This window comes from Sphingosinicella soli, assembly GCF_014199685.1.
GTDB lineage: Bacteria > Pseudomonadota > Alphaproteobacteria > Sphingomonadales > Sphingomonadaceae > Sphingosinicella > Sphingosinicella soli.
This window is the reverse complement of record NZ_JACHNZ010000011.1, coordinates 73,280-93,195: the sequence shown is the minus strand read 5'-3', so window position 1 is coordinate 93,195 and position 19,916 is coordinate 73,280. Positions and strand designations below refer to the sequence as shown.

The following is a 19,916-nucleotide window of genomic DNA, read 5'->3' as shown; positions in this document are numbered from 1 at the left end:
TCGTTGTGGCGCTCCCATGGAGTATCTGTCCCATAGCGCATCCTTCCATTGCTGGCTGAATAATGCACCATCAAAGCCTGGGATCAAACAGTTACGCGCGGTCAGGCCGTCCAGAACCGAAGGATCGTTCGACAGAGCGTTGCTGGGATTGATGGTCCAGCGGCTGGAAGCCGGCCCATGCTGTTCGCTCCCCTGCGTATCGATCCTTTGCTTGAAGCCGAAGAGCCCGACAACGAAATCCAGCGCGCGGCTGGAATAGTTGTAACGGAATTCCTGCGTATACTGGTCCTGCTGCGATGGGTTCTGCGACAGGGTGACGATCGGCAGGCCCGTGAAGTCGCGGTCGTTCTCCGGCTTCCAGTCCCACATCCGCCACGCGGTGACCGACGTCAGCGTGCCTGGACCGACATCCCATGTCGCGCGCAGGGCAACCCCGCCAATGACGTTACCGGCGTTGAGGTTCGAATCGAGATCGGTCAGCCTGTCAAAGGGATTGGTGCTGACCGGCGCGTAGTTCTGCGCGGCCGCAAGCGCCGCGAACTGGCGATTGAGCGGTCGCTGGGTTGCCCCCGTGCCGACAAAAACAGAGCCGCAGCATTCGGCATCCTGTTTGTTGTAGTCGCCCGTCAGGTTAAAGCTGAGGGTATCCGAAGGCTCCCACAGCAACTGGCCGCGCAGGCCGATATTGTCCTGGCTCTGAACCCACTTGTCCGAAGTGACGTTGTAGATCGTGCCGCGACGACTTGTGCTGGAAAGCGCCACACGCGCTGCCAGTGTTTCGGACAATGGACCGGAAATAACGGCCTTGGCTTGTTTGAAGTTGAGATTGCCGATGCTCACTTCCGCCTTGCCCTCGAAGTCGAAGGTCGGCTGGTTGGTACTGATGTTGATCGCACCTGCCGTGGTGTTCTTGCCGTAAAGCGTTCCCTGCGGACCGCGCAGCACCTCGATCTGCGCGACGTCGAGGAAGTCGAGGGTGGTCGACGCCACGCGCGAGTAATAGACATCGTCGATATAGATGCCGACGCCCTGCTCGAAGCCGTCGCTGGTGAGGCCGAAGGGCACCCCGATGCCGCGGATGTTCACGGCAGTGTTGCGTGGGTTGGACGAGTAGAACTGGAGCGTGGGGGTGAGCTGTTGAAGGCGCCCGACGTTGAAGGCCCCGGTGTTGTCGATCTGCTCCCCGCCGACCACGGAAATGGCGAGCGGGATTTCCTGCGAGGTTTCGGCGCGGCGACGCGCGGTGACGATGATGGCGTTTTCGGGCGCCGCCTCGACCTCGGCATCCAATGCCGCAGTCGAAGACACCTCTTCGGCAGTGGTTGCATGCGCAGGTGCGGCGAAAGCGGCTATCAATGCCGGCGCGAGCGCCGTTGTAACGAGCAGAAGACGTGTAGACATGGTGAGATTCCCCTTTTCTGAAAGGTAAGAGAAACCTCCGGTGGTCCGGTCGGTGTCGTGTGGATTTAAACGGAGATCAGGCCGTGAAGCGGCGCTTCTCGGTGATATCCAGCTGAACGATCTTCGCATCGTGCACGGTCAGCGTGATCGTGCCGTAGCGAAGCCGCCCGAGCGCTTCGCGGATGGTTTGCAGGGCCTCGTCGGTGGAGGTGACGATCTGCCGGACGGGACTGTCGGTCATGCCTGGTCCTCGTGTGTATGGGTTGGGAACAGTCGGGGGTGGCCGGGCTTCAGGGCGATGATGCGGCCCGGTTCCGGCGCGTCTTCGGCAGCGACGTCGATTTCGAAGGGGCGGTCGATACCGATAAATTTGCCCTCGACGCGGACGCCGGCGCCCTTGGGGCGCACCTGTGCCACCAGCGCCGGGATTGCGCCCGTGTCGCTCTTTACGATCTCGGCGTCATGCGGCCGGAAGAACAGTTCGGAGGGGCCGTCGGCACCGATCGCCGGGACGTCGAGCGGCTGGCCGAGATAGAGCACCTTGCCGCGCGCAACGACCACGGGAACCCTGTTCGATTCGCCGACGAAGTCGAACACGAACGCCGAGGCCGGCTCGTTGTAGATGTGGAGCGGCGTCGCGACCTGTTCGATGACGCCGTGGTCCATCACCACGACGCGGTCGGCGAGTTCCAGCGCCTCTTCCTGATCGTGTGTTACGAATATCGAGGTCAGGCCCATCCGGTCGTGCAGCTCGCGCAGCCAGCGCCGCAGGTCTTTGCGCACGCGGGCATCGAGCGCGCCGAACGGCTCGTCGAGCAGCAGCAGCTTCGGATCGACCGCCAGCGCGCGGGCGAGCGCGACGCGCTGGCGCTGGCCACCCGAAAGCTGCGCCGGATAGCGGTGCCCCAGCGATCCGAGCTGCACGAGGTCGAGCAGTTCCTGGACGCGCGCATCGATGGCGGAGCGCGTCGGCCGGTCGCGGCGGCGGCGGACGTTGAGGCCGAACGCGATGTTCTCGGCGACCGTCATGTGCCGGAACAGCGCGTAATGCTGGAACACGAAGCCGACGTGGCGGTCCGCTACCTTGAGGCCGGTCACGTCCTCGCCGTCGAACGACACGCGGCCGCAGTCCGGGAACTCCAGCCCCGCCATGATGCGCAGCAGCGTCGTCTTGCCCGAGCCCGAGGGGCCGAGCAGCGCCAGGAACTCACCGGGGCGAGCCTCCAGGCTGACATCGCCGAGCGCCGTGAAGGCACCGAAGCGCTTGCTGATATTCTCGAGCCTGATGCTCAATGTCCGGTTCCCCTGTGATGATAGTTGAAGCGCCACTCGACGATGCTCTTGAGAACGAGCGTGACGAGCGCGAGCAGCGCGAGCAGCGAGGCCACGGCGAAGGCGGCGACGAAATTGTATTCGTTGTAGAGGATCTCGACGTGCAGCGGCATCGTGTTGGTGAGGCCCCGGATATGGCCGGACACCACCGAAACGGCGCCGAACTCGCCCATGGCGCGGGCGTTGCAGAGCAGTACGCCGTAGAGCAGCCCCCAGCGAATGTTGGGCAGCGTGACGTGCCAGAACGTCTGCCAACCCGACGCGCCGAGCGACAGCGCCGCTTCCTCGTCGTCGCGGCCCTGTTCGGTCATCAGGGGGATCAACTCGCGCGCCACGAACGGGAAGGTCACGAACACCGTCGCCAGCACGATGCCCGGCACCGCGAAGATGATCTGGATGTCGCGTTCGGCGAACCACGCCCCGAACCAGCCGTGCGCGCCGAACAGCAGCACGAAGATCAGGCCGGAGACGACGGGCGACACCGAGAACGGCAGATCGATGAACGTGATCAGCAGGCTCTTGCCCGGAAAGTCGAACTTGGTGATCGCCCACGCGGCAGAGACGCCGAACAGGATGTTCACCGGAACGCTGATCGCAGCGACGAGCAGCGTAAGCCGGATCGCCGCAAGTGCATCGGGCTCGACGATCGCCGCCATATAGGCACCGACCCCCTTCTCCAGCGCCTCCGCGAACACCGCGACGAGCGGCAGGAACAGGAAGATGCCGAGGAAGCCGAGCGCTGCCGCGATCAGCAGCCAGCGCGCCGTGCGCGATTCAGTCGCCGCCATCACGAGGCCATCCTCCGCCGGCTCCAGATCTGCAGCGCATTGATCAGCAGCAGCAGCAGGAACGAGGCAATCAGCATCACCGCCGCGATCGCGGTGGCGCCGGCGTAGTTGTATTGCTCGAGCTGCGTGATGATGAGCAGCGGCGCGATCTCCGACACGAAGGGCATGTTGCCCGCGATGAATATCACCGAGCCATATTCGCCGACGCCGCGCGCGAACGCGAGCGCAAAGCCCGTCAGCAACGATGGCAGGATTGCGGGCAGGATAACGCGGCGAAACGTCTGCCAGCGGTTGGCGCCAAGCGAAGCCGCAGCTTCCTCGACATCATGCCCGACATCGGCAAGCACCGGTTCCACCGAACGCACGACAAAGGGCAACCCGATAAAGACGAGCGCGATCACGACGCCGAGCGGTGTATAGGCGACCTTGATGCCGTGCGGTTCGAGGAACTGTCCGATCCATCCGTTGCCGGCATAAAGCGCGGTGAGCGCGATGCCGGCGACCGCCGTGGGCAGCGCGAAGGGCAGATCGACGAGCGCATTGACGATGCGTTTGCCCGCGAAATCGTAGCGCACCAGAACCCATGCGACGAGCAGACCGAAGACGGCGTTGATCAGCGCCGCCCCGAACGCCGCACCGAAGCTGAGGCGATAGGCGGCCAGCGCCCGCGCCGAGAAACCGACGTCGATAAAATCCTGAAAGCCCAGACCCGCGCTGCGGATGAATACGGCGCTGAGCGGGATCAGCACGACAAGACACAGCCAGGCGAGCGTGAAGCCGAACGTGAGCCCGAAACCCGGGATGACGGACGGCGCACGAAGCAAAGGCCTTCGCGGCAAGGCGATAGCGGCGATCATCGATCTAGCGCTTGATCTTGGCGAAAATCGTATCGAAGACACCGCCGTCGCTGAAATATTTGTCCTGCGCGGCTTTCCATCCGCCGAACGCGTCGTCGATGGTGACAAGGTTCACCTTCGGGAAAATGTCCGCGTACTTGGCGACGGCCTGCGCGTCGCGCGGCCGATAGAAGTGCTTGCCGATCAGATCCTGCGCTTCCGGCGTGTAGAGGAACTGCAGATAGGCGTCGGCAACAGCGGTGGTGCCGTGCTTCTTCGCGTTTCCATCAACGACCGCGACCGGCGGCTCGGCGAGGATCGAGATCGACGGCACAACGATCTCGAACTTGCCGGGGCCAAGTTCCTTCTGCGCGAGGAACGCTTCGTTTTCCCATGACAGAAACACGTCGCCGATCCCGCGCTCGACGAAAGTCGTCGTCGAGCCGCGCGCGCCCGAATCGAGCACGGGCACATTGGCGAAGAGTTTCGTGACGTAGGCCTCGGCGGCGGCATCGGAGCCGCCGGCCTCGCGGCCATAGGCCCATGCGGCAAGGAAGTTCCAGCGCGCGCCGCCGCTGGTCTTGGGGTTTGGCGTGATGACGGAAATGCCGGGCTTCACGAGGTCGGGCCAGTCCTTGATGCCCTTTGGATTGCCGGCGCGAACGAGGAACACGATCGTCGACGTATAGGGCGCACTGTTGCTCGGCAGGCGCTGTTGCCAGGTCTTCGAGAGGGCGGGGCTGCGCTCTGCGATCTCGTCGATGTCGTAGGCGAGGGCCAGCGTGACCACATCGGCGCCGAGGCCGTCGATGACGGCCCGGGCCTGCTTGCCGGAGCCGCCATGGCTCATGTTGATGGTGACATCCTGGCCCGTCTCGGCCTTCCACGTCTTTGCGAACGCTGCGTTGACATCGCGGTAGAGCTCGCGCGTGGGATCGTACGAGACGTTCAGGATTTCAACGCCGCCAGCCTTGTCCTTTGCGCTGTCGCCGCAAGCGCCGAGCAGAAACGTGCCGGTAACGGCAAGCAAAGGGATTATGGAACGACATATCATGCTCATCTCCTCTGGTGAGGTGGATACTTCTTATTAGAACGCGGCGGTGCGCTGGCTGGAACGGGCGGCAATGCCGGAGTTGATGATGACCGACGGCGCAGCTTCCGGCCGGAGACGGCCCTTGGCGGCGAAGATGAGGCGTTCGAGCAGGCGCGTGCCGAAGGGCCAGTCGCCGATGCCGGAGTCGGCGTTGATGTGGCCGCAGTGGCCGGCATCGACCAGGAAGCTGCCCCAACTGCGGGCGAGGAAGCTGGCGTGGGAGAATTCGGCATAGGGGTCATCGCGGCTGGCGACGACGATGGAGGGGAACGGCAGGAACACGTCCGGCAGATCGTGGAAGCTGGCGAACCGGCTGGTCGCCTCGCGATCGGTGTCGGGCGGGGCGACGAGAAGCGCACCGGCGACGGGAGCGCCGTAGGCCTGGCCGCGAAGCGCGACCCACCAGGCCGTAGCGAGACAACCGAGGCTGTGCGCCACGAGAATCACGGGTCGGGGAGATGTCTCGATTGCGGCGTTGAGGCGCGTGACCCAGGTGTCCAGACAGGGCCGGTCCCAGTCGCCGAGCTCGGCGCGGACGGTGTCCGACCGCCGGGCTTCCCAGAGCGTCTGCCAATGCCGCGGCCCGGAGCCGCCCAGCCCGGGCACGGTGAGGATGCGTGGTTCCAGATCGCTCATATGTCCCTCCTCAAAGCTAACCAATTAAGTAGAGATTACACTCCACCAGATCAGTAGACAATATGATTCGTCAAACGGTTCGTCGCTGAAATGAAACAGTCAGTCGATAGAAGGCGGTATCCGGAAGGTGAGCGGTGTCGTCGTTGCGGTGGCGCACATCGACCGGCGGCACGGCGCCCCTGACCTCCGCGCCGAAGCGGCATGCTTTGCGGGGGTCTGCTGAACGGAGACATCTCTATCCGGACGCTGTGGTCCCGCAGTCGTTCGAAGTAAAGGGCGCAGTTCCACGACACTCGAGACGCGCGGATAATAGGCATGAAATCGCTGGAGCGGGTGAAGGGAATCGAACCCTCGTCGTAAGCTTGGGAAGCTTCTGCTCTGCCATTGAGCTACACCCGCACACTGCCCATTTGAATGGCGCGCCTTCACTGGTCAAGAGGCGTTGACGTGGACGCACGCGGCTGCGATGCACGCCTCATGAAACGGATGAGCGGTGCAAACCGGGAAGAAACCAAAAACTGGCGTCCGGCCACTCGTGCCGTGCGCGGCGGGACGATGCGCAGTGAGTTCGGCGAGACCTCCGAGGCGATCTTCCTGACGTCCGGCTACTCTTACGACGACGCCGAAACCGTAGCGGCGCGTTTCCGCGGCGATGAAAAGGGCATGACCTATTCGCGCCTGCAAAATCCCACCGTTGCGATGTTTGAGGAGCGGCTGCGGCTGATCGAAGGCGCTGATGCGTGCCGAGCGATGGCGAGCGGCATGGCCGCGATGACGGCGGCGCTCCTGTCGCAGCTCCGTGCTGGGGATCATGTCGTGGCTGGCCGGGCGCTGTTCGGTTCCTGTCGGTGGCTTGTCGATTCGCTGCTGCCGAAATTCGGCATCGAAACCACAGTGGTCGATGGGCGCGAGGTCGATGCCTGGAAGAGGGCGGTTCGCCCGAACACGAAGCTGTTCTTCATGGAAACGCCTGCCAACCCGACGATGGATATCTGCGACATTCGCGCCATTTCGGACATTGCGCACAATGCCGGTGCCGTGGTGGTGGTGGACAATGCCTTCGCAACACCGGTTCTCCAGCGTCCGCTTGAATTTGGCGCCGACATTGTCGCCTATTCGGCAACGAAGATGCTCGACGGGCAGGGGCGCGTCCTTGCCGGCGCCGTCCTCGGTTCGGAGGAGTTCATCGAAGGCGAGCTGCTTGCCTTCACGCGAAACACCGGCCCGACACTGTCCGCGTTCAACGCCTGGGTGGTGCTCAAAGGCCTGGAAACACTCGATTTACGGATGGCAAAGCAGTGCGAGAATGCGCTCTCGGTCGCCCGTTTTCTCGATGCGCGCGTGCCGCGCTTGCTCTACCCCGCGCTGCCTTCGCATCCGCAGCACGATCTTGCCATGGCGCAGATGTCGGCCGGCGGCACGATCATGAGCCTGTTCGTTGCCGATGGGCGGAGGCAGGCACACGCTCTGCTCGATGCGCTCACGCTCGTCGATATCTCCAACAACATCGGCGACTCCCGTTCGCTGATGACGCACCCGGCGTCCACGACGCACGCAGGCCTCGACGAGACGGTGCGCGAGGAGATGGGCGTCGCCGAATCGATGCTGCGCCTTTCCGTCGGGCTCGAAGACCCTGCCGATGTCATTGACGACCTCGACCGGGCGCTCTGTGCGGTAGGCTTGTGAAGGAGTTCTTCGCAGCCTCGGCGACGACCAATGCTGTCACGGTGCGCGCCAACCCGTCCTATCTGCCCGAGCGCTCGCTACCGGAGCGGGACCATTATGTGTGGACCTACCATATCCGCATCGAGAACGGTCGCGCGGCGCCGGTGCAACTCATCAGCCGCCACTGGATCATCACGGACGGCACCGGCAATGTTCACGAGGTGCGCGGGGCGGGCGTCGTCGGCGCGCAGCCGGTGATCGCGCCGGGCGAGGCCTATGATTATGTCTCGGCCTGCCCGCTCGAAACGCCGATGGGAACGATGGCGGGCTCGTTTCAGATGCTGGACGAAAAGGGACAAGGCTTCGACATCGCGATTCCGTTGTTCCTGCTCACCAGTCCGGCCGCAGCCGGCGCGGCGCACTGAATCAGCAGTCGCCGACGCGCTTGAACTCGCTGCGCACAGCGAACGGCTCGCGTCCGCGGATGCCCTGGGCATCGATCGTGAAGTGATTGCGGTTGTCCTTCACGATGGTCGTGCGGCCACTGCCGAGACCGCGGCAGCTGTATGCCACCGTGGCGCGCTCTGCGGTGTCTTCCACAACGGTGTGAACGCAGCTTTTGCCGTCCGCCGCTTCGAGGCCGACGTGCATAAGTGATTCCGGTGAGATGACGCAGCGATCGGCGCTGCCCGAGACGCTGTAGGAGCCAGGCTGAAAGTCGCCGCCGCCGAAAAGCGACAGCGTTACCGGCTGGGCCAGCGCGGCAGCCGCCGCGACGAACACGCCACCAGAAGCAAGAACCAGACTACGGCGCATGAGCGCTGAACTCCTCATCAACCCTCCGACAATCCGGAAGACGACCCTACAATAGCCATGACAGATGAATAAGGCATATCCGGGACGTTAATCTCCGATATCAATCGGAAAAAGGCGCGAGCAGAACTCGCAGTTCACATCGATCGTGCCTCCCGGCCCGCGCATTTCGGCGCGTTCCTCGGCCGGAAAGCGACCGAGAACATCGCGGAAATGCTGGACGCTGCAGCGGCATCCGCGTGTGATGGCGATAGCCGGTGAAACCCGGACCTCGTCCTCGTTGAACAGCCTCCAGAGCAGGGTTCCCTCGCTGAGATGGCTGTCGGTCAGTTCGGCTTCGCTGATTGTGGAGGCGAGCGCGAGGACGTGGTCCCAGTCGTCGTTGCCGGTGCGCGCAGCAAGGCGCGGGCCATCCGTTTCGCCGTGCGGAAGGTGCTGAACGAGGAGCCCGCCCGCTTCCCACGCGCCGTCTTCCGCTTGCCGCACGGCGCCGCGCACGAGGGTGGGTATTTGTTCGGAATCGACGAAATAGCGCTCGACCGCGTGGCAAAGCGTGTCGCCTTCCAGCGGGACAATGCCCTGATAGCGTTCTTCGGCGTCGCGTTCGATGGTGATGGCCAGATAGCCGGTGCCGAAAAGCGCAGGCAGCAACGCATCGGGTGTGATCTCGTCAAGCCGCTCCGGATCGAAGCGCAGGTAGCCGCGGATCTCTCCGGCGCGGTAATCGCAGACGAGGAGGTCGATGGGGCCGGAAGATTGCGCCTGCACGGTGGTCTGCCCATCGCCCTTCTGCACGGTTGTACCGATCAGCACGGTGAGAATGAGCGCTTCGCCGAGGAGCCGTCGGAGAGGGGCGGGATAATCGTGGGCGCTGAGGATGGCCGCGAGCGCAGGCCCCAGCCGCGCGGCGCGGCCCCGCGCGCTGCGCGCCGGGATCGTGAAGGGAAGCACGCGCCCCGCCATCGGGACGCCTGCCGCGCCGTTGCCGTTCAGCCGAGCGTGTTCAGACACCAGAGGAGGATCGCTTTCTGTGCATGCATGCGGTTTTCGGCTTCATCCCAAACCGCCGACTGCGGCCCGTCCATCACCGCATCGACAACCTCTTCACCGCGGTGGGCCGGCAGGCAGTGCAGGAAGACTGCCGAGGGCTTGGCCCTGGCCATCAGCGCTTCGGTCACCTGATACGGCCCCATTGCGACCATCCGCGCCGAAGCGCCGGACTGGCCCATGGAGACCCAGGTATCGGTGACGACAACGTCCGCGCCCTTCACGGCGGCTTCCGGGTTACGTTCGACGACGATGCGCGCGCCTCGTGCTTCGGCGCGGGCGACGATGGTGTCGTCCGGGTCATAGGCCGCCGGAACGGAGAGCCGCATCTCGTAGCCGAGCAGGCCCGCCGCCTCGATCAGCGACTGGCAGACGTTGTTGCCGTCGCCGAGCCATGTCCACACCGTGCCCGTGACGCTGCGCCCGAGACGCTCTTCCACGGTCATCAGGTCGGCGACGATCTGGCAGGGGTGGCCGCTGTCGGTCAGCATGTTGACGACCGGCACGCTGCCTGCGGCGGCGAGCGCTTCGACCTTCTCGTGATCGTCGGTGCGCAGCGCGATAATGTCGACGAAGCGGGAAAGGACGCGCGCAGTGTCTTCGATCGTCTCGCCCCGGCCCAGCTGCATGTCCGCTGAAGACAGGATCATCGCAGCGCCGCCGAGCTGGCGCATCGCCATGTCGAAGGAGACGCGCGTGCGGGTGGAGGACTTTTCGAAGATCGCCGCGAGCATGTGGCCGCTGAGCGGTGCATCATCGTCCGGCGTCCCTTTCGGCCGGCCGGCGCGGGCCTGCTTGCGCCGCTTCGCCTCGTCGAGGATCAGCCGCAGCGCTTCGGGCCCGGTGCTTTCGAGATCGAGAAAATGCGGCATCGCCCTTCAAACCTTACGTTCGTGAACAGCAAATCGGCGTTCGAAACGGAAAAAGGCGGCCAATGCTGACCGCCCTTCGGACTTGCGCGCCTCAATGACCTACGCAGGTCTTCAAGTCAATGTCACTGGCGGGTGCGCCAGCCTGTCCGCAGCGCCCAGTAGCACAGCCCCCAGAGCGCTGCGTTGATCGCGAGGAGCGCGATCGCGCCGCCGAGCGCGGGGCCGTCGTGGACACCGATGAAGCCCGAGCGGAAGCCGTCGATGATGTAGAAGAACGGGTTGAAGTGGCTCGCCGTGTGCCAGACGCCCGCCAGCCGGTCGATCGAGTAGAAGGTGCCCGACAGCAGCGAGAGCGGCTGCACGACGAAGTTGGTGACGGCGGCGGCATGATCGAACTTGTCCGCCCAAAGCCCGGTGAGGACACCGAGCAGCCCCAGCATAACCGCACCCATCGTGCCGTAGAAGAGCACGGCGAGCGGATTGTGGATCGTCACCGATACCCCCGGCCACAGGACCATCGCGCCCCAGACGGCAAGCCCCACGAGCCACGCGCGGGTCACGGCGCCCGCCACGAACGACACCAGAAGCTCGCCGGGCGACAGCGGCGGCATCAGGATGTCGATGATCGTACCCTGCACCTTGCCGATCAGGAGCGAGGACGAGGTGTTGGCGAAGCTGTTCTGGATCATCGCCATCACGATGAGGCCGGGCGCAAGGAAGCTGTTGAACGGAACACCGAGCACGGTGAGCCCACCGCGCCCCAGCGCCACGGTAAAAATGGCGAGAAACAGCAGCGTCGTGATGGCGGGTGCCCACACGGTTTGCAGCTGCACCTTGAAGAACCGCCGCACCTCCTTCACATAGAGCGTTCGCAGGCCGGGCCAGTTTACGCGACCGATGATCGGTACGCCGGGTTCGCTGTGGACCGGCGCTGCCGGTTTCGCTACGGAAGGCTGGGCGAGCTGATCGTGCATGCGCGTGGGAGTAAAGGCTGATGCCTGACCCCGCAAGCCGGTCGGCTCTTTTGTTTGAAGATTGGAAGTGGGAACGCGATGTCCTGGACGGACGAACGGATCGAAACGCTGAGAACCCTTTGGGAAAAGGGGCTGACGGCCAGTCAGATCGCCGAAAAGCTCGGCAATGTCAGCCGCAATGCAGTGATCGGCAAGGCGCACCGCCTGGGCCTGAAGGCGCGCCCGTCGCCCGTGAAGGCCGACAGCGACGGCACGCCGCGCGACACGGCCAAGAAAGCCGCTGCTCCGCCCGCCGCACCAAAGCCGAAGCCCGAAGCCGCCGCGCAGGCAGCGACGCCCGCGCCGCGCCCGGCGCCCGAAACGAAGGCTCCGGCGCCCGCCGCGCCGAAACCGATGCAGACGCGCCCCACCATCCCCGCCGCTCCGGCGAAGCCGCGCGCGCCCGGCGAGAAGGTGACGCTGCTCGATCTTAGCGACAAGATCTGCAAATGGCCGATCGGTCACCCCGGTGAGCCGGACTTCCAGTTCTGCGGCCGCCCGGTGAACCCGAGCTTCCCCTATTGCCTGGCGCACTGCGCGGAGGCCTATCAGGCGCAGCTGCCACGCGACCGCAACCGGCCCTCAAGAGCGCCGATGCCCCCGCTACCCCGCGTCCGCTGAGCGGCTTCGTGCGGCGTCGGCCGAGCGAAGTTGACGAAGTTGAGACAGTAGCGCGTTTTTTTTCGAAACGCGCGGCGCTGACGGCTGCCCGCAGCGCGCGAAAGTGCGTGCCGGGGCCAGCGATTTTTTAACGCGCAGGCCAGCAATGGGCGATGCGCTTCAAAGAGCGCCCCGAGGCTGGCACAGGTTTTCCTATTTCGGAAGCGCGCTATTTGGTGACGACGTCGCGCGACATCGGCGCGAGCTTGCCGAGGAAGCGGTTTTGGGCCGGGAAGGGGACGTTTTCCTCGCGCATTGCCTGCTGAAGGTTTTCGACGAGGGCGTTCATGTCGCGCATGCGTACGCCCATATCCTTGTGCGACGCCGCCATGTCCCGCCCGCTGTAGCTGCATCCGGCGTTCAGGATGTAGCAGAACTGTTCGAACAATGTGCGCTTCAGTCGCACCATGTCGTGCGCCTTGAAGATCTCGGCGATGCGCGGATCGGCCTCCGAAAGTTCGACGGTGCGCGCCGTGATGCGGCGGATGCCGTCCTGATCGCCGAACGCTTTGGCCATGCCGGTTCCTTCGAACGGCTTCGTGCCCGCGTTGCTGTCGCTTTGAACATAAGGATCGACCGGCAGTTCGCCGGTGACGGGATCGCGGACCTTTTCCGTGACGCCGAATTCCTTGTCCCAGTCCACGGCATCGCTTGCGGGCGCTTCGGGGACCGACTGCATCAGGAGAATGGCGGCAAGCATAATCATGGTCGGAATCCTAGAAGGCGAGTTGCGCGGAGAGGAAGCCGCCGCGCTGCCTGTCGAACGTGGCGATCGAACCAAGATCGACGTAAGCTGCTGTAATCATTATATTATTCGTGATCGCATAAGCCGCAAACACGTCCCACCAATCGTCTTCGCGCGCGATCGCCAGGTTGCTGGGCTTGGTCCGGTACTCGGCGCCGATCACTGCGCGGCGGGATAGCTGATAGGCGACCGAGCCTTCGAACTGGAGCGAATGGTCGTCGTGGGCCGCGCTGCCGAAACCGAGCAGGCCGTTCTGGTTCGCCTTGGTGAGGCGCACGGTCGTGTTGACGAGAAGGCTGTGCGAGAGGAACAGCTTCGTCGCGGAGAGCGTGAAATCCGTGCCGCTGCCTTCGGCGGCGCCGACGGCGCGAACGACCGCCGTGTCGGCGCTGCGCTTGTGTTCGATGCCAACGGCGATCTGCGGCATCAGCGGATCGCCGTAGACGACATCGCCGGCAAGCCGCAGCTTGGCGGCGAAAATATCCTGGTTGAAGGTGAAGCCCTTGCCGAGACCGAGCGCGGTGCCGACATCGCGTGTATCGAAATTCTGCCGCGCGTAACTGAGTTCGACACGGTTGAAGAGGCCCACGGACACGCCGTGGCTTTGAAAGCCGTAGTCGGGAAGTTCGACCACCGTGGCGTGCGCCGACAGGCCGATGCCTGCATCCGTCCCGCGCCCGCCGATGGTCGCCCACGTGGCGAGACCGCCGCCGCTGGTGCCCTCTATGGTCGATACGCCGTTGGTGAGCAGCAGCTTGCCGCCGTCGAACACGCCCTCCGCGGCAGCCGGCCCGGCGAGGGCGGACGCGAAAAGGAGCGCGGTGGACAATATATGGGCGGCGCAGCGACGCGAAAGTGATCTGGACATGCTGCGCCAATCGCATCAGTTGGCAAAAAATGCGTTAACCCACGGCTTCGGTGAGGTAATATTAAGCTCTCCCGCCTAGCTGAAATCGGGTGAGGAAGAAGATTTTCTGTCTGGCATTGTTCGCGCTCGGCGCGCCGCTGTTCGTCTCGTGGGCGTCGGCGCCCGTCGGCGTTCAGGTGCGGGTGGTCGATGAACGCGGCGTGCCGGTTCGCGATGCCGTCGTCGAACTCGACCCCGACGGAGGCTGGAACGGCGGCGCCATCCTGTTCCCTTGGCGCGCCGCGATGGCCCAGAAGGATATTGCGTTCACGCCCGGAACGCTGGTCGTTGCGAAGGGCACGAGCGTCGCCTTTCCCAACCTCGATAAGGTCCGCCACAGCGTTTACAGCTTTTCCAAGGCGGCGCGTTTCGAAATCGATCTTTACGGCCGCGACCAGACGCGTTCGCAACAGTTTCCTGTCGAGGGGACGGTGGCGCTGGGCTGCAATATCCACGACGAGATGCGGGGCTATATCCGCGTCGTCGATACGCCCTACGCCGGAAAGACCGATCAGAACGGCATCGTTCGGCTGACGACAGTGCCCGCAGGCGGCTATCAGATGACCGTGTGGCATGCCCGCGCCCGTGCGCCGGGCGGCGAATTTCGGCGCTCGTTCCGGGTCAGCGCGAGCCAGGCGATGCAGACGATCAAACTGAGCTTGCGATGATGCTGCGCCGGATCACGCCGCAGTTCCGCTTTCATTCGCTGAGGCTGCGGATCGCCGCGACCTACGCGGGGCTGTTTACCGTGACGCTGACCGCCATCCTGCTTCTGGCGGGCGACGGCATCGCGCGCTTCGGCGAAACCAGCGCTTCGCGGGATCTTGCCGCCAATGCCCGCGTGTTCGACGAAATCATCGAACTGCGCGCAAAGCAGATGCGCGGGGCGGGCGACGTGCTTTCGCGGGATTTCGGTTTCCGGCAGGCCGTTGCGACCAGCGACCGGCCGACGATCGAAAGCGCGCTGGTCAGCCTGCGCCGACGATCCGGCAGCGACGCGGCGTTCATCGTCGGGCTTGACGGCGAGATGGTCGGTTCCGCCGACGGCGCGCTTCCGCCCGTCGATGCGCTCTGGTCCGCGCTCGATGCGGGGGAGGAGCGCGGCATCCTGCTGATCGGCGGCCAGCCGGCGCTCGCCGCCGCCTCGGCGATCGAAGCGCCCGACATCATCGGCTGGCTGGTGCTGGCGCAGTCGCTCGATGCGACGGAAATGAACCGGTTGAGGAAACTCGCCGCGATCGACATCAATGCGCGCGTCGTTCGTCAATCTGAGATGCGCGGCGCGTTGGCGCGCGCGCCGCGCGACGGCGTGTTCGAAGGCGGCGGCGATGAACGCATCCTGCATTATGTGACGGCGCTGCCGTCGATTCAGAAGGGCGTCGAGCCGCGCCTCGTGCTCGACCATTCGCTGAGCAAGGCTCTGGGCGAATATTCGGGGCTGCAATGGCTGCTCGTTTCGCTTGCCGCAGCCGGTCTCGCGCTGGTCATGGTGCTCAGCTGGCCGGTTGCTCGGTCGATCACCCGGCCGCTGAGCGCGCTCGACAAGGCCACGCACCTGGTCGGCGAAGGACAGCAGGCGCGCGTCGAGGTTTCGTCGGATGACGAGATCGGCCGGCTCGGGGCGAGTTTCAACGTGATGGTCGCGGCGATCGAGGAGCGGGAACGCCAGATCACGCACGTCGCGCTGCACGACACGCTGACCGGCCTGCCGAACCGCAGGCTGTTCGGGGAACAGATCGATCACGCGCTCGCGCGTCGCCGCGGCGATACGCGGCTGATGGTCGTGTACGTCGATCTCGACGACTTCAAGGTGGTGAACGACACGCTGGGGCATCCGGCGGGCGATACGCTGCTGCGCAATGTCGCCGCGCATCTTCAGGATACGCTGGACGATGCGATCGTGGCGCGGCTGGGGGGAGACGAATTCGCAATTCTGATGAGCGAGCTGCCTGCGAACGCGAACCTCGCGGCTCTGGCGGAAAAACTGCAGGCCTGCTTCGACCGTTCCATCATGATCGAAGGCCAGCAGGCGGAAACGTCGGCCAGCATGGGTATCGCGATCGCGCCCGAAGACGGCACCGACCGCGTTACGCTGATGAAGAACGCCGATCTTGCGCTCTACCGCGCGAAACACGACGGCAAGGGCATGTTTCATTTCTTCGAACCGTCGCTCGACGTGCAGGCGCGCCAGCGCCGCGAGATGGAACTCGACCTGCGCACGGCGATCCGCGAAGGCGGTTTCGAGCTTTATTTCCAGCCGCTCTACAGCCTGAAAGAGGACCGGCTGAAGGCCTTCGAAGCGCTCATTCGCTGGCCGCATCCCGAAAAGGGGATGATAAGCCCCGCCGATTTCATCCCGCTTGCCGAAGACACCGGGCTTATCGTCCAGATCGGCGAATGGGTGATCCGTGAAGCCTGCCATCAGGCGGCATCGTGGCCGGGCGATCTTTCGGTTGCGGTGAATGTTTCGCCCAAGCAGTTCCTCAGCCCCAATATCGCGGGGGTCGTGATGTCCGCGCTCGCGTCGTCCGGGCTGCCCGCGACGCGGCTCGAGCTGGAAATCACCGAGAGCATTTTCATATCCAACGTCGAAAAGACACTGGGCGCGCTGCACAGCCTGCGCGCGCTCGGCGTTCGTATCGCGCTCGACGATTTCGGGACCGGCTATTCCTCGCTCAGCTATCTGCGCTCGTTCCCCTTCGACAAGCTGAAGATCGACCAGAGCTTCGTTCGCGATCTGACGCAGGACGCCAGTGCGCACGCGGTGATCCGCGCCATCACGACCCTCGCCGATGCGCTCGGCATGGAAACGCTGGCCGAAGGCGTGGAAGACGAAGCGCAGGCGGAGATCCTGCGCAAGGAAGGCTGCCGCCAGATTCAGGGATACTGGCTCAGCAGGCCGATCGATGCGCGCGCGACGCAGCAGTATATCGAGCGGATGCGCGGCGAGGCCGGAGTGCTGAGGCGGACCGCTTAGGCGCGCGCGCTACCCGGCGCGTTCCCGCACATAGCGCCCCGGCGCGTCCTCGATCGCCGTGAGCGTGCCGCCCTTCGAGCCCTTGCCGGGGGTGCGGGCGGGGATCTGCTTGCCGGATTGCGGCGTGAGCCAGTCGATCCAGTCCGGCCACCAGCTTCCGGGGTGCTCGGTGGCGGTGGCGGCGAAGTCTTCGAAGGTTTCGGGGAGGGTGTCGTTTGTCCAGTGCTGGTACTTGTTCGCGTCGGGCGGGTTGACGACGCCCGCGATGTGGCCGCTGCCGGCGAGAACGAAACGAACCGGCCCGGCGAAGTTCCGGGTAAGTTTCCAGGAGGAACGGGCAGGGGCGATGTGGTCTTCCTTGCCGCCCTGGATATAGACCGGCGTGTGTACCCTGGTAAGATCGATGGGCGTGCCGTCGATGACGATGGCGCCGGGCCGGATCATCTTGTTGTCGCGGTAGAGGCCTTCCAGATATTCGGCATGCCACTTCGCGGGCACGTTGGTGGAATCGGAATTCCAGTAGAGCAGGTCGAAGGGGAAATAATCCTTCCCCAGCAGGTAGTTGTTGACGACATAGTTCCAGATGAGGTCGTTCGCGCGGAGCATGTTGAAGGTCGTCGCCATGAAGCGGCCGTCGAGATAGCCCTTGCCCTCCGACAGCTCCTTCACCGCTTTCAGGTGGTCCGCGTCCACGAACACGCCGAGGTCGCCGCACTCCGAGAAATCGACCTGCGCGGTGAAGAAGGTCGCCGTCTTCACCTTGTCCGCCTCGCCCCGCGCCGCCATGAAGGCCAGCGTCATCGCCAGCGTGGTGCCCGCGACGCAGTAGCCGATGACATGCGCGGACTTGACGCCGAGGCCCTTCAGCACCGCATCGATCGCGACGATGAAGCCCTCCCGGATGTAGGTTTCCGTGGTCGCGTCGGCGAGGCTTGCGTCGGCGTTCTTCCACGACACGACGAACACGGTGAGGCCCTGCGCGACCGCCCAGCGGATGAAGCTCTTCTCGGGCGTGAGATCGAGGATGTAGAACTTGTTGATCCACGGCGGGAAGATGATGAGCGGCGTCTCGTGGACGTTCGCGGTGCTCGGCGCATACTGGATGAGCTGGAACATCCGGTTTTCGAACACCACCTTGCCCGGCGTGACGGCGACGTTGCGGCCGACCTCGAAGGCGTTTTCGTCGGTCATCGTCATGCGGCCGCGCTGGAGATCGTCGAGCAGGTGCTGCGTGCCCTTCAGCAGGTTCTCGCCCTTGCTCTCCACGGTGGCCTTCAGCACCTCCGGGTTGGTGAGCACGTAGTTCGAGGGCGACAGCGCATCGATGAACTGCCGCGTGTAGAAGAGCGCCTTCTGCCGCTCCTTGTCGTCCATCCCGTCGAGCCCGCCGACGAGCTGGAGGACATACTGGCTGGTGAGCAGGTAGGACGACTTCAGGAAATCGAACGCAGGCATTTCCGACCACGCCTGCCCCTTGAAGCGCTTGTCGGCGGGAAGCTCCGGCGGCTTCACCTCTCCCGGCGTGGCGAACGCCTGCCAGAGCGTGGCGGCGTCGCGCCAGTATTCCGCCTGAAGCTGGGCGAGGCGGCCCGGATCGGTCATCGCGGCGGTCGCCATCTTGCTCCACGTCTCGACAAGGCCGAGCGGATCGGGGCCGAGGACGACGCCGTCGGTCGATTCCTTCGCCAGGAATTCCATCATCATCTGCTGCATCTTGCCCGCAAGCCAGGTCCAGCGCTGGGCGTGCTCGGCAAGGCCTTCGATGTCGGCGGCGGCAACCATGATGATCTCCCCGAGAGCGGCAGTTACGCCGGACGATAAACAAGCGCTCGCCAAGCGCCAAGGGCGGTCGCTATAACGGCGCCCGCCGCGATCAAGCGGCCCACACACGGGAAAGACCCAAGAGGAGACAATGTCAGACTTCTACCGCATCAAGCGCCTGCCGCCCTACGTGATCGCCGAAGTGAACGCGATGCGGGCAGCAGCACGTGCGGCAGGCGAGGACATCATCGACCTCGGCATGGGCAACCCCGACCTGCCGCCGCCGCAGCACGTGATCGACAAATTGTGCGAAGTGGCGCGGAAACCCGACGCGCACGGCTATTCGGCATCGAAGGGCATTCCGGGGCTCAGGAAGGCGCAGGCGGGCTATTACGCGCGGCGTTTCGGCGTGGAGCTGGACGCGGAGAGCGAGGTCGTGGTGACGCTCGGCTCCAAGGAAGGCCTCGCCAACCTCGCGCAGGCGATTACGGCGCCGGGCGACGTCGTGCTGGCGCCGAACCCGAGCTACCCCATCCACACCTTCGGCTTCATCATCGCGGGCGCCACCATCCGTAGCGTGCCGACGACGCCCGACGACCGCTATTTCGAGGCGCTGGAGCGCGCGGTGAAGTTCACCGTGCCCAAGCCCTCTGTGCTGGTGATGGGCTATCCTTCGAACCCCACGGCGGAAGTCGTGGACCTTGCCTTCTACGAGCGCGTCGTGGCGTTCGCGAAGGAACACGGCCTGTGGATCCTCTCGGACCTCGCCTATTCGGAGCTTTACTACGACGGCTGCCCGACGCCCTCCATCCTGCAGGTGCCGGGCGCGAAGGACGTGGCGGTGGAGTTCACCTCCATGTCCAAGACATACTCGATGGCCGGGTGGCGCATGGGCTTTGCGGTCGGCAACAAGACGCTGATCGCGGCGCTGACGCGGGTGAAGTCGTACCTCGATTACGGCGCGTTCACGCCGATCCAGGCGGCGGCGGTGGCCGCGATCAACGGGCCGCAGGACATCGTCGAGCAGAACCGCCAGCTCTACAAGCGCCGCCGCGACGTGCTGGTGGAGAGCTTCGGGCGGGCCGGATGGGATGTTCCCAGCCCGCGCGCCTCGATGTTCTGCTGGGCGCCGCTGCCGCCTGCGCTCGCGCACCTCGGCAGCCTGGAATTCACCAAGCAGCTCCTCACCCACGCCGGGGTCGCCGTGGCACCGGGCGTCGGCTACGGCGAGGACGGCGAGGGCTTCGTGCGCATCGCCATGGTGGAAAACGAACAGCGCATCCGCCAGGCCGCGCGCAACGTGAAACGTTATCTTCAGTCGATGGGCGTCAATACGCCGGGCCAGCAGAAGGTCATTGGCGAATAAGCGC

General features: G+C 64.7%; 20 protein-coding genes and 1 tRNA gene. 6 read left to right on the top strand and 15 right to left on the bottom strand.

Features of this window, described 5'->3' with window-relative positions; translation table 11 throughout:
* The 8 genes from GGQ98_RS06375 to GGQ98_RS06340 form a co-directional block, all read right to left on the bottom strand.
* Window positions 1–1,401: TonB-dependent receptor (locus GGQ98_RS06375; RefSeq protein ID WP_184066768.1), on the bottom strand; the 1,401-nt coding region annotated here is incomplete at its 3' end.
* A gap of 76 nt (window positions 1,402–1,477) precedes the next feature.
* Window positions 1,478–1,642 (bottom strand): YezD family protein, encoded by a 165-nt coding sequence (locus GGQ98_RS06370; RefSeq protein ID WP_184066765.1) that lies wholly within the window; start codon window positions 1,640–1,642, stop codon window positions 1,478–1,480.
* Window positions 1,639–2,694, bottom strand: coding sequence for a sulfate/molybdate ABC transporter ATP-binding protein (locus tag GGQ98_RS06365; RefSeq protein WP_184066762.1), 1,056 nt, complete (start codon window positions 2,692–2,694; stop codon window positions 1,639–1,641). The genes GGQ98_RS06370 and GGQ98_RS06365 overlap by 4 nt, the downstream gene beginning before the upstream one ends.
* The gene (gene cysW, locus GGQ98_RS06360; RefSeq protein ID WP_184066759.1) at window positions 2,691–3,521 is read right to left on the bottom strand and encodes a sulfate ABC transporter permease subunit CysW; all 831 of its coding nucleotides are present in this window, start codon (window positions 3,519–3,521) and stop codon (window positions 2,691–2,693) included. Before cysW ends, GGQ98_RS06365 begins: the two co-directional genes overlap by 4 nt.
* Complete coding sequence (cysT, locus tag GGQ98_RS06355; protein ID WP_184066756.1) at window positions 3,521–4,378, bottom strand: sulfate ABC transporter permease subunit CysT; 858 nt, start codon at window positions 4,376–4,378, stop codon at window positions 3,521–3,523. Before cysT ends, cysW begins: the two co-directional genes overlap by 1 nt.
* 4 nt (window positions 4,379–4,382) lie before the next feature.
* Window positions 4,383–5,411 carry a sulfate ABC transporter substrate-binding protein gene (locus GGQ98_RS06350; RefSeq protein WP_184066753.1) on the bottom strand — a complete coding sequence of 343 codons (1,029 nt, stop codon included), beginning with the start codon at window positions 5,409–5,411 and terminating at the stop codon, window positions 4,383–4,385.
* 33 nt (window positions 5,412–5,444) lie between these two features.
* Window positions 5,445–6,086, bottom strand: a complete 642-nt coding sequence (locus GGQ98_RS06345; protein WP_184066750.1) for an RBBP9/YdeN family alpha/beta hydrolase — start codon at window positions 6,084–6,086, stop codon at window positions 5,445–5,447.
* A gap of 325 nt (window positions 6,087–6,411) precedes the next feature.
* A tRNA-Gly gene (locus tag GGQ98_RS06340) sits at window positions 6,412–6,485 on the bottom strand.
* Between the two features lie 78 nt (window positions 6,486–6,563).
* Here GGQ98_RS06340 and metZ point away from each other — a divergent pair.
* On the top strand, window positions 6,564–7,772 hold the full coding sequence (metZ, locus tag GGQ98_RS06335; protein ID WP_184066747.1) for an O-succinylhomoserine sulfhydrylase: 1,209 nt from the start codon (window positions 6,564–6,566) through the stop codon (window positions 7,770–7,772).
* On the top strand, window positions 7,769–8,176 hold the full coding sequence (gene apaG / locus GGQ98_RS06330) for a Co2+/Mg2+ efflux protein ApaG (protein ID WP_184066744.1): 408 nt from the start codon (window positions 7,769–7,771) through the stop codon (window positions 8,174–8,176). The genes metZ and apaG overlap by 4 nt, the downstream gene beginning before the upstream one ends.
* Window position 8,177: 1 nt before the next feature.
* Here apaG and GGQ98_RS06325 read toward each other — a convergent pair whose 3' ends face one another.
* From GGQ98_RS06325 to GGQ98_RS06310, 4 genes are all read right to left on the bottom strand, one after another.
* Window positions 8,178–8,567 (bottom strand): hypothetical protein, encoded by a 390-nt coding sequence (locus tag GGQ98_RS06325; RefSeq protein ID WP_184066741.1) that lies wholly within the window; start codon window positions 8,565–8,567, stop codon window positions 8,178–8,180.
* A gap of 87 nt (window positions 8,568–8,654) precedes the next feature.
* Window positions 8,655–9,575, bottom strand: a complete 921-nt coding sequence (locus GGQ98_RS06320) for an Hsp33 family molecular chaperone HslO (RefSeq protein ID WP_341534150.1) — start codon at window positions 9,573–9,575, stop codon at window positions 8,655–8,657.
* Window positions 9,554–10,483, bottom strand: a complete 930-nt coding sequence (gene argF, locus GGQ98_RS06315) for an ornithine carbamoyltransferase (protein ID WP_184066738.1) — start codon at window positions 10,481–10,483, stop codon at window positions 9,554–9,556. Before argF ends, GGQ98_RS06320 begins: the two co-directional genes overlap by 22 nt.
* Before the next feature lie 122 nt (window positions 10,484–10,605).
* Window positions 10,606–11,457, bottom strand: coding sequence for an ABC transporter permease (locus GGQ98_RS06310; RefSeq protein ID WP_184066735.1), 852 nt, complete (start codon window positions 11,455–11,457; stop codon window positions 10,606–10,608).
* A gap of 78 nt (window positions 11,458–11,535) precedes the next feature.
* Between GGQ98_RS06310 and GGQ98_RS06305 the strand changes: the two genes are divergently transcribed.
* A complete protein-coding gene (locus tag GGQ98_RS06305) occupies window positions 11,536–12,117 on the top strand; it encodes a GcrA family cell cycle regulator (protein WP_184066732.1) in 582 nt (193 codons plus the stop codon).
* Window positions 12,118–12,325: 208 nt separating this feature from the next.
* Here GGQ98_RS06305 and GGQ98_RS06300 read toward each other — a convergent pair whose 3' ends face one another.
* Both GGQ98_RS06300 and GGQ98_RS06295 read right to left on the bottom strand, forming a co-directional pair.
* Window positions 12,326–12,862 carry a group I truncated hemoglobin gene (locus GGQ98_RS06300; RefSeq protein ID WP_184066729.1) on the bottom strand — a complete coding sequence of 179 codons (537 nt, stop codon included), beginning with the start codon at window positions 12,860–12,862 and terminating at the stop codon, window positions 12,326–12,328.
* 10 nt (window positions 12,863–12,872) lie between these two features.
* Window positions 12,873–13,769 (bottom strand): DUF3034 family protein, encoded by an 897-nt coding sequence (locus GGQ98_RS06295; RefSeq protein WP_184066726.1) that lies wholly within the window; start codon window positions 13,767–13,769, stop codon window positions 12,873–12,875.
* Window positions 13,770–13,858: 89 nt separating this feature from the next.
* Here GGQ98_RS06295 and GGQ98_RS06290 point away from each other — a divergent pair, with 89 nt between their 5' ends.
* Together GGQ98_RS06290 and GGQ98_RS06285 are read left to right on the top strand one after the other, a co-directional pair.
* Window positions 13,859–14,476 carry a cupredoxin domain-containing protein gene (locus tag GGQ98_RS06290; protein WP_184066723.1) on the top strand — a complete coding sequence of 206 codons (618 nt, stop codon included), beginning with the start codon at window positions 13,859–13,861 and terminating at the stop codon, window positions 14,474–14,476.
* Complete coding sequence (locus GGQ98_RS06285) at window positions 14,473–16,785, top strand: bifunctional diguanylate cyclase/phosphodiesterase (protein WP_184066720.1); 2,313 nt, start codon at window positions 14,473–14,475, stop codon at window positions 16,783–16,785. Before GGQ98_RS06290 ends, GGQ98_RS06285 begins: the two co-directional genes overlap by 4 nt.
* A gap of 9 nt (window positions 16,786–16,794) precedes the next feature.
* Here GGQ98_RS06285 and GGQ98_RS06280 read toward each other — a convergent pair whose 3' ends face one another.
* Window positions 16,795–18,567, bottom strand: coding sequence for a PHA/PHB synthase family protein (locus tag GGQ98_RS06280; protein WP_184066717.1), 1,773 nt, complete (start codon window positions 18,565–18,567; stop codon window positions 16,795–16,797).
* 130 nt (window positions 18,568–18,697) lie between these two features.
* Between GGQ98_RS06280 and GGQ98_RS06275 the strand changes: the two genes are divergently transcribed.
* Window positions 18,698–19,912 (top strand): LL-diaminopimelate aminotransferase, encoded by a 1,215-nt coding sequence (locus GGQ98_RS06275; RefSeq protein WP_184066715.1) that lies wholly within the window; start codon window positions 18,698–18,700, stop codon window positions 19,910–19,912.
* Window positions 19,913–19,916 lie beyond the last annotated feature (4 nt).

Bases quoted from the DNA above. Each gene is read 5' to 3' on its own strand.
- GGQ98_RS06370 (WP_184066765.1), bottom strand. From the start codon at position 1,642: ATGACCGACAGTCCCGTCCGGCAGATCGTCACCTCCACCGACGAGGCC.
- cysW (WP_184066759.1), bottom strand. From the start codon at position 3,521: ATGGCGGCGACTGAATCGCGCACGGCGCGCTGGCTGCTGATCGCGGCA.
- cysT (WP_184066756.1), bottom strand. From the start codon at position 4,378: ATGATCGCCGCTATCGCCTTGCCGCGAAGGCCTTTGCTTCGTGCGCCG.
- GGQ98_RS06350 (WP_184066753.1), bottom strand. From the start codon at position 5,411: ATGATATGTCGTTCCATAATCCCTTTGCTTGCCGTTACCGGCACGTTT.
- GGQ98_RS06345 (WP_184066750.1), bottom strand. From the start codon at position 6,086: ATGAGCGATCTGGAACCACGCATCCTCACCGTGCCCGGGCTGGGCGGC.
- metZ (WP_184066747.1), top strand. From the start codon at position 6,564: ATGAAACGGATGAGCGGTGCAAACCGGGAAGAAACCAAAAACTGGCGT.
- GGQ98_RS06325 (WP_184066741.1), bottom strand. From the start codon at position 8,567: ATGCGCCGTAGTCTGGTTCTTGCTTCTGGTGGCGTGTTCGTCGCGGCG.
- argF (WP_184066738.1), bottom strand. From the start codon at position 10,483: ATGCCGCATTTTCTCGATCTCGAAAGCACCGGGCCCGAAGCGCTGCGG.
- GGQ98_RS06310 (WP_184066735.1), bottom strand. From the start codon at position 11,457: ATGCACGATCAGCTCGCCCAGCCTTCCGTAGCGAAACCGGCAGCGCCG.
- GGQ98_RS06305 (WP_184066732.1), top strand. From the start codon at position 11,536: ATGTCCTGGACGGACGAACGGATCGAAACGCTGAGAACCCTTTGGGAA.
- GGQ98_RS06300 (WP_184066729.1), bottom strand. From the start codon at position 12,862: ATGATTATGCTTGCCGCCATTCTCCTGATGCAGTCGGTCCCCGAAGCG.
- GGQ98_RS06295 (WP_184066726.1), bottom strand. From the start codon at position 13,769: ATGTCCAGATCACTTTCGCGTCGCTGCGCCGCCCATATATTGTCCACC.
- GGQ98_RS06285 (WP_184066720.1), top strand. From the start codon at position 14,473: ATGATGCTGCGCCGGATCACGCCGCAGTTCCGCTTTCATTCGCTGAGG.
- GGQ98_RS06280 (WP_184066717.1), bottom strand. From the start codon at position 18,567: ATGGTTGCCGCCGCCGACATCGAAGGCCTTGCCGAGCACGCCCAGCGC.
- GGQ98_RS06275 (WP_184066715.1), top strand. From the start codon at position 18,698: ATGTCAGACTTCTACCGCATCAAGCGCCTGCCGCCCTACGTGATCGCC.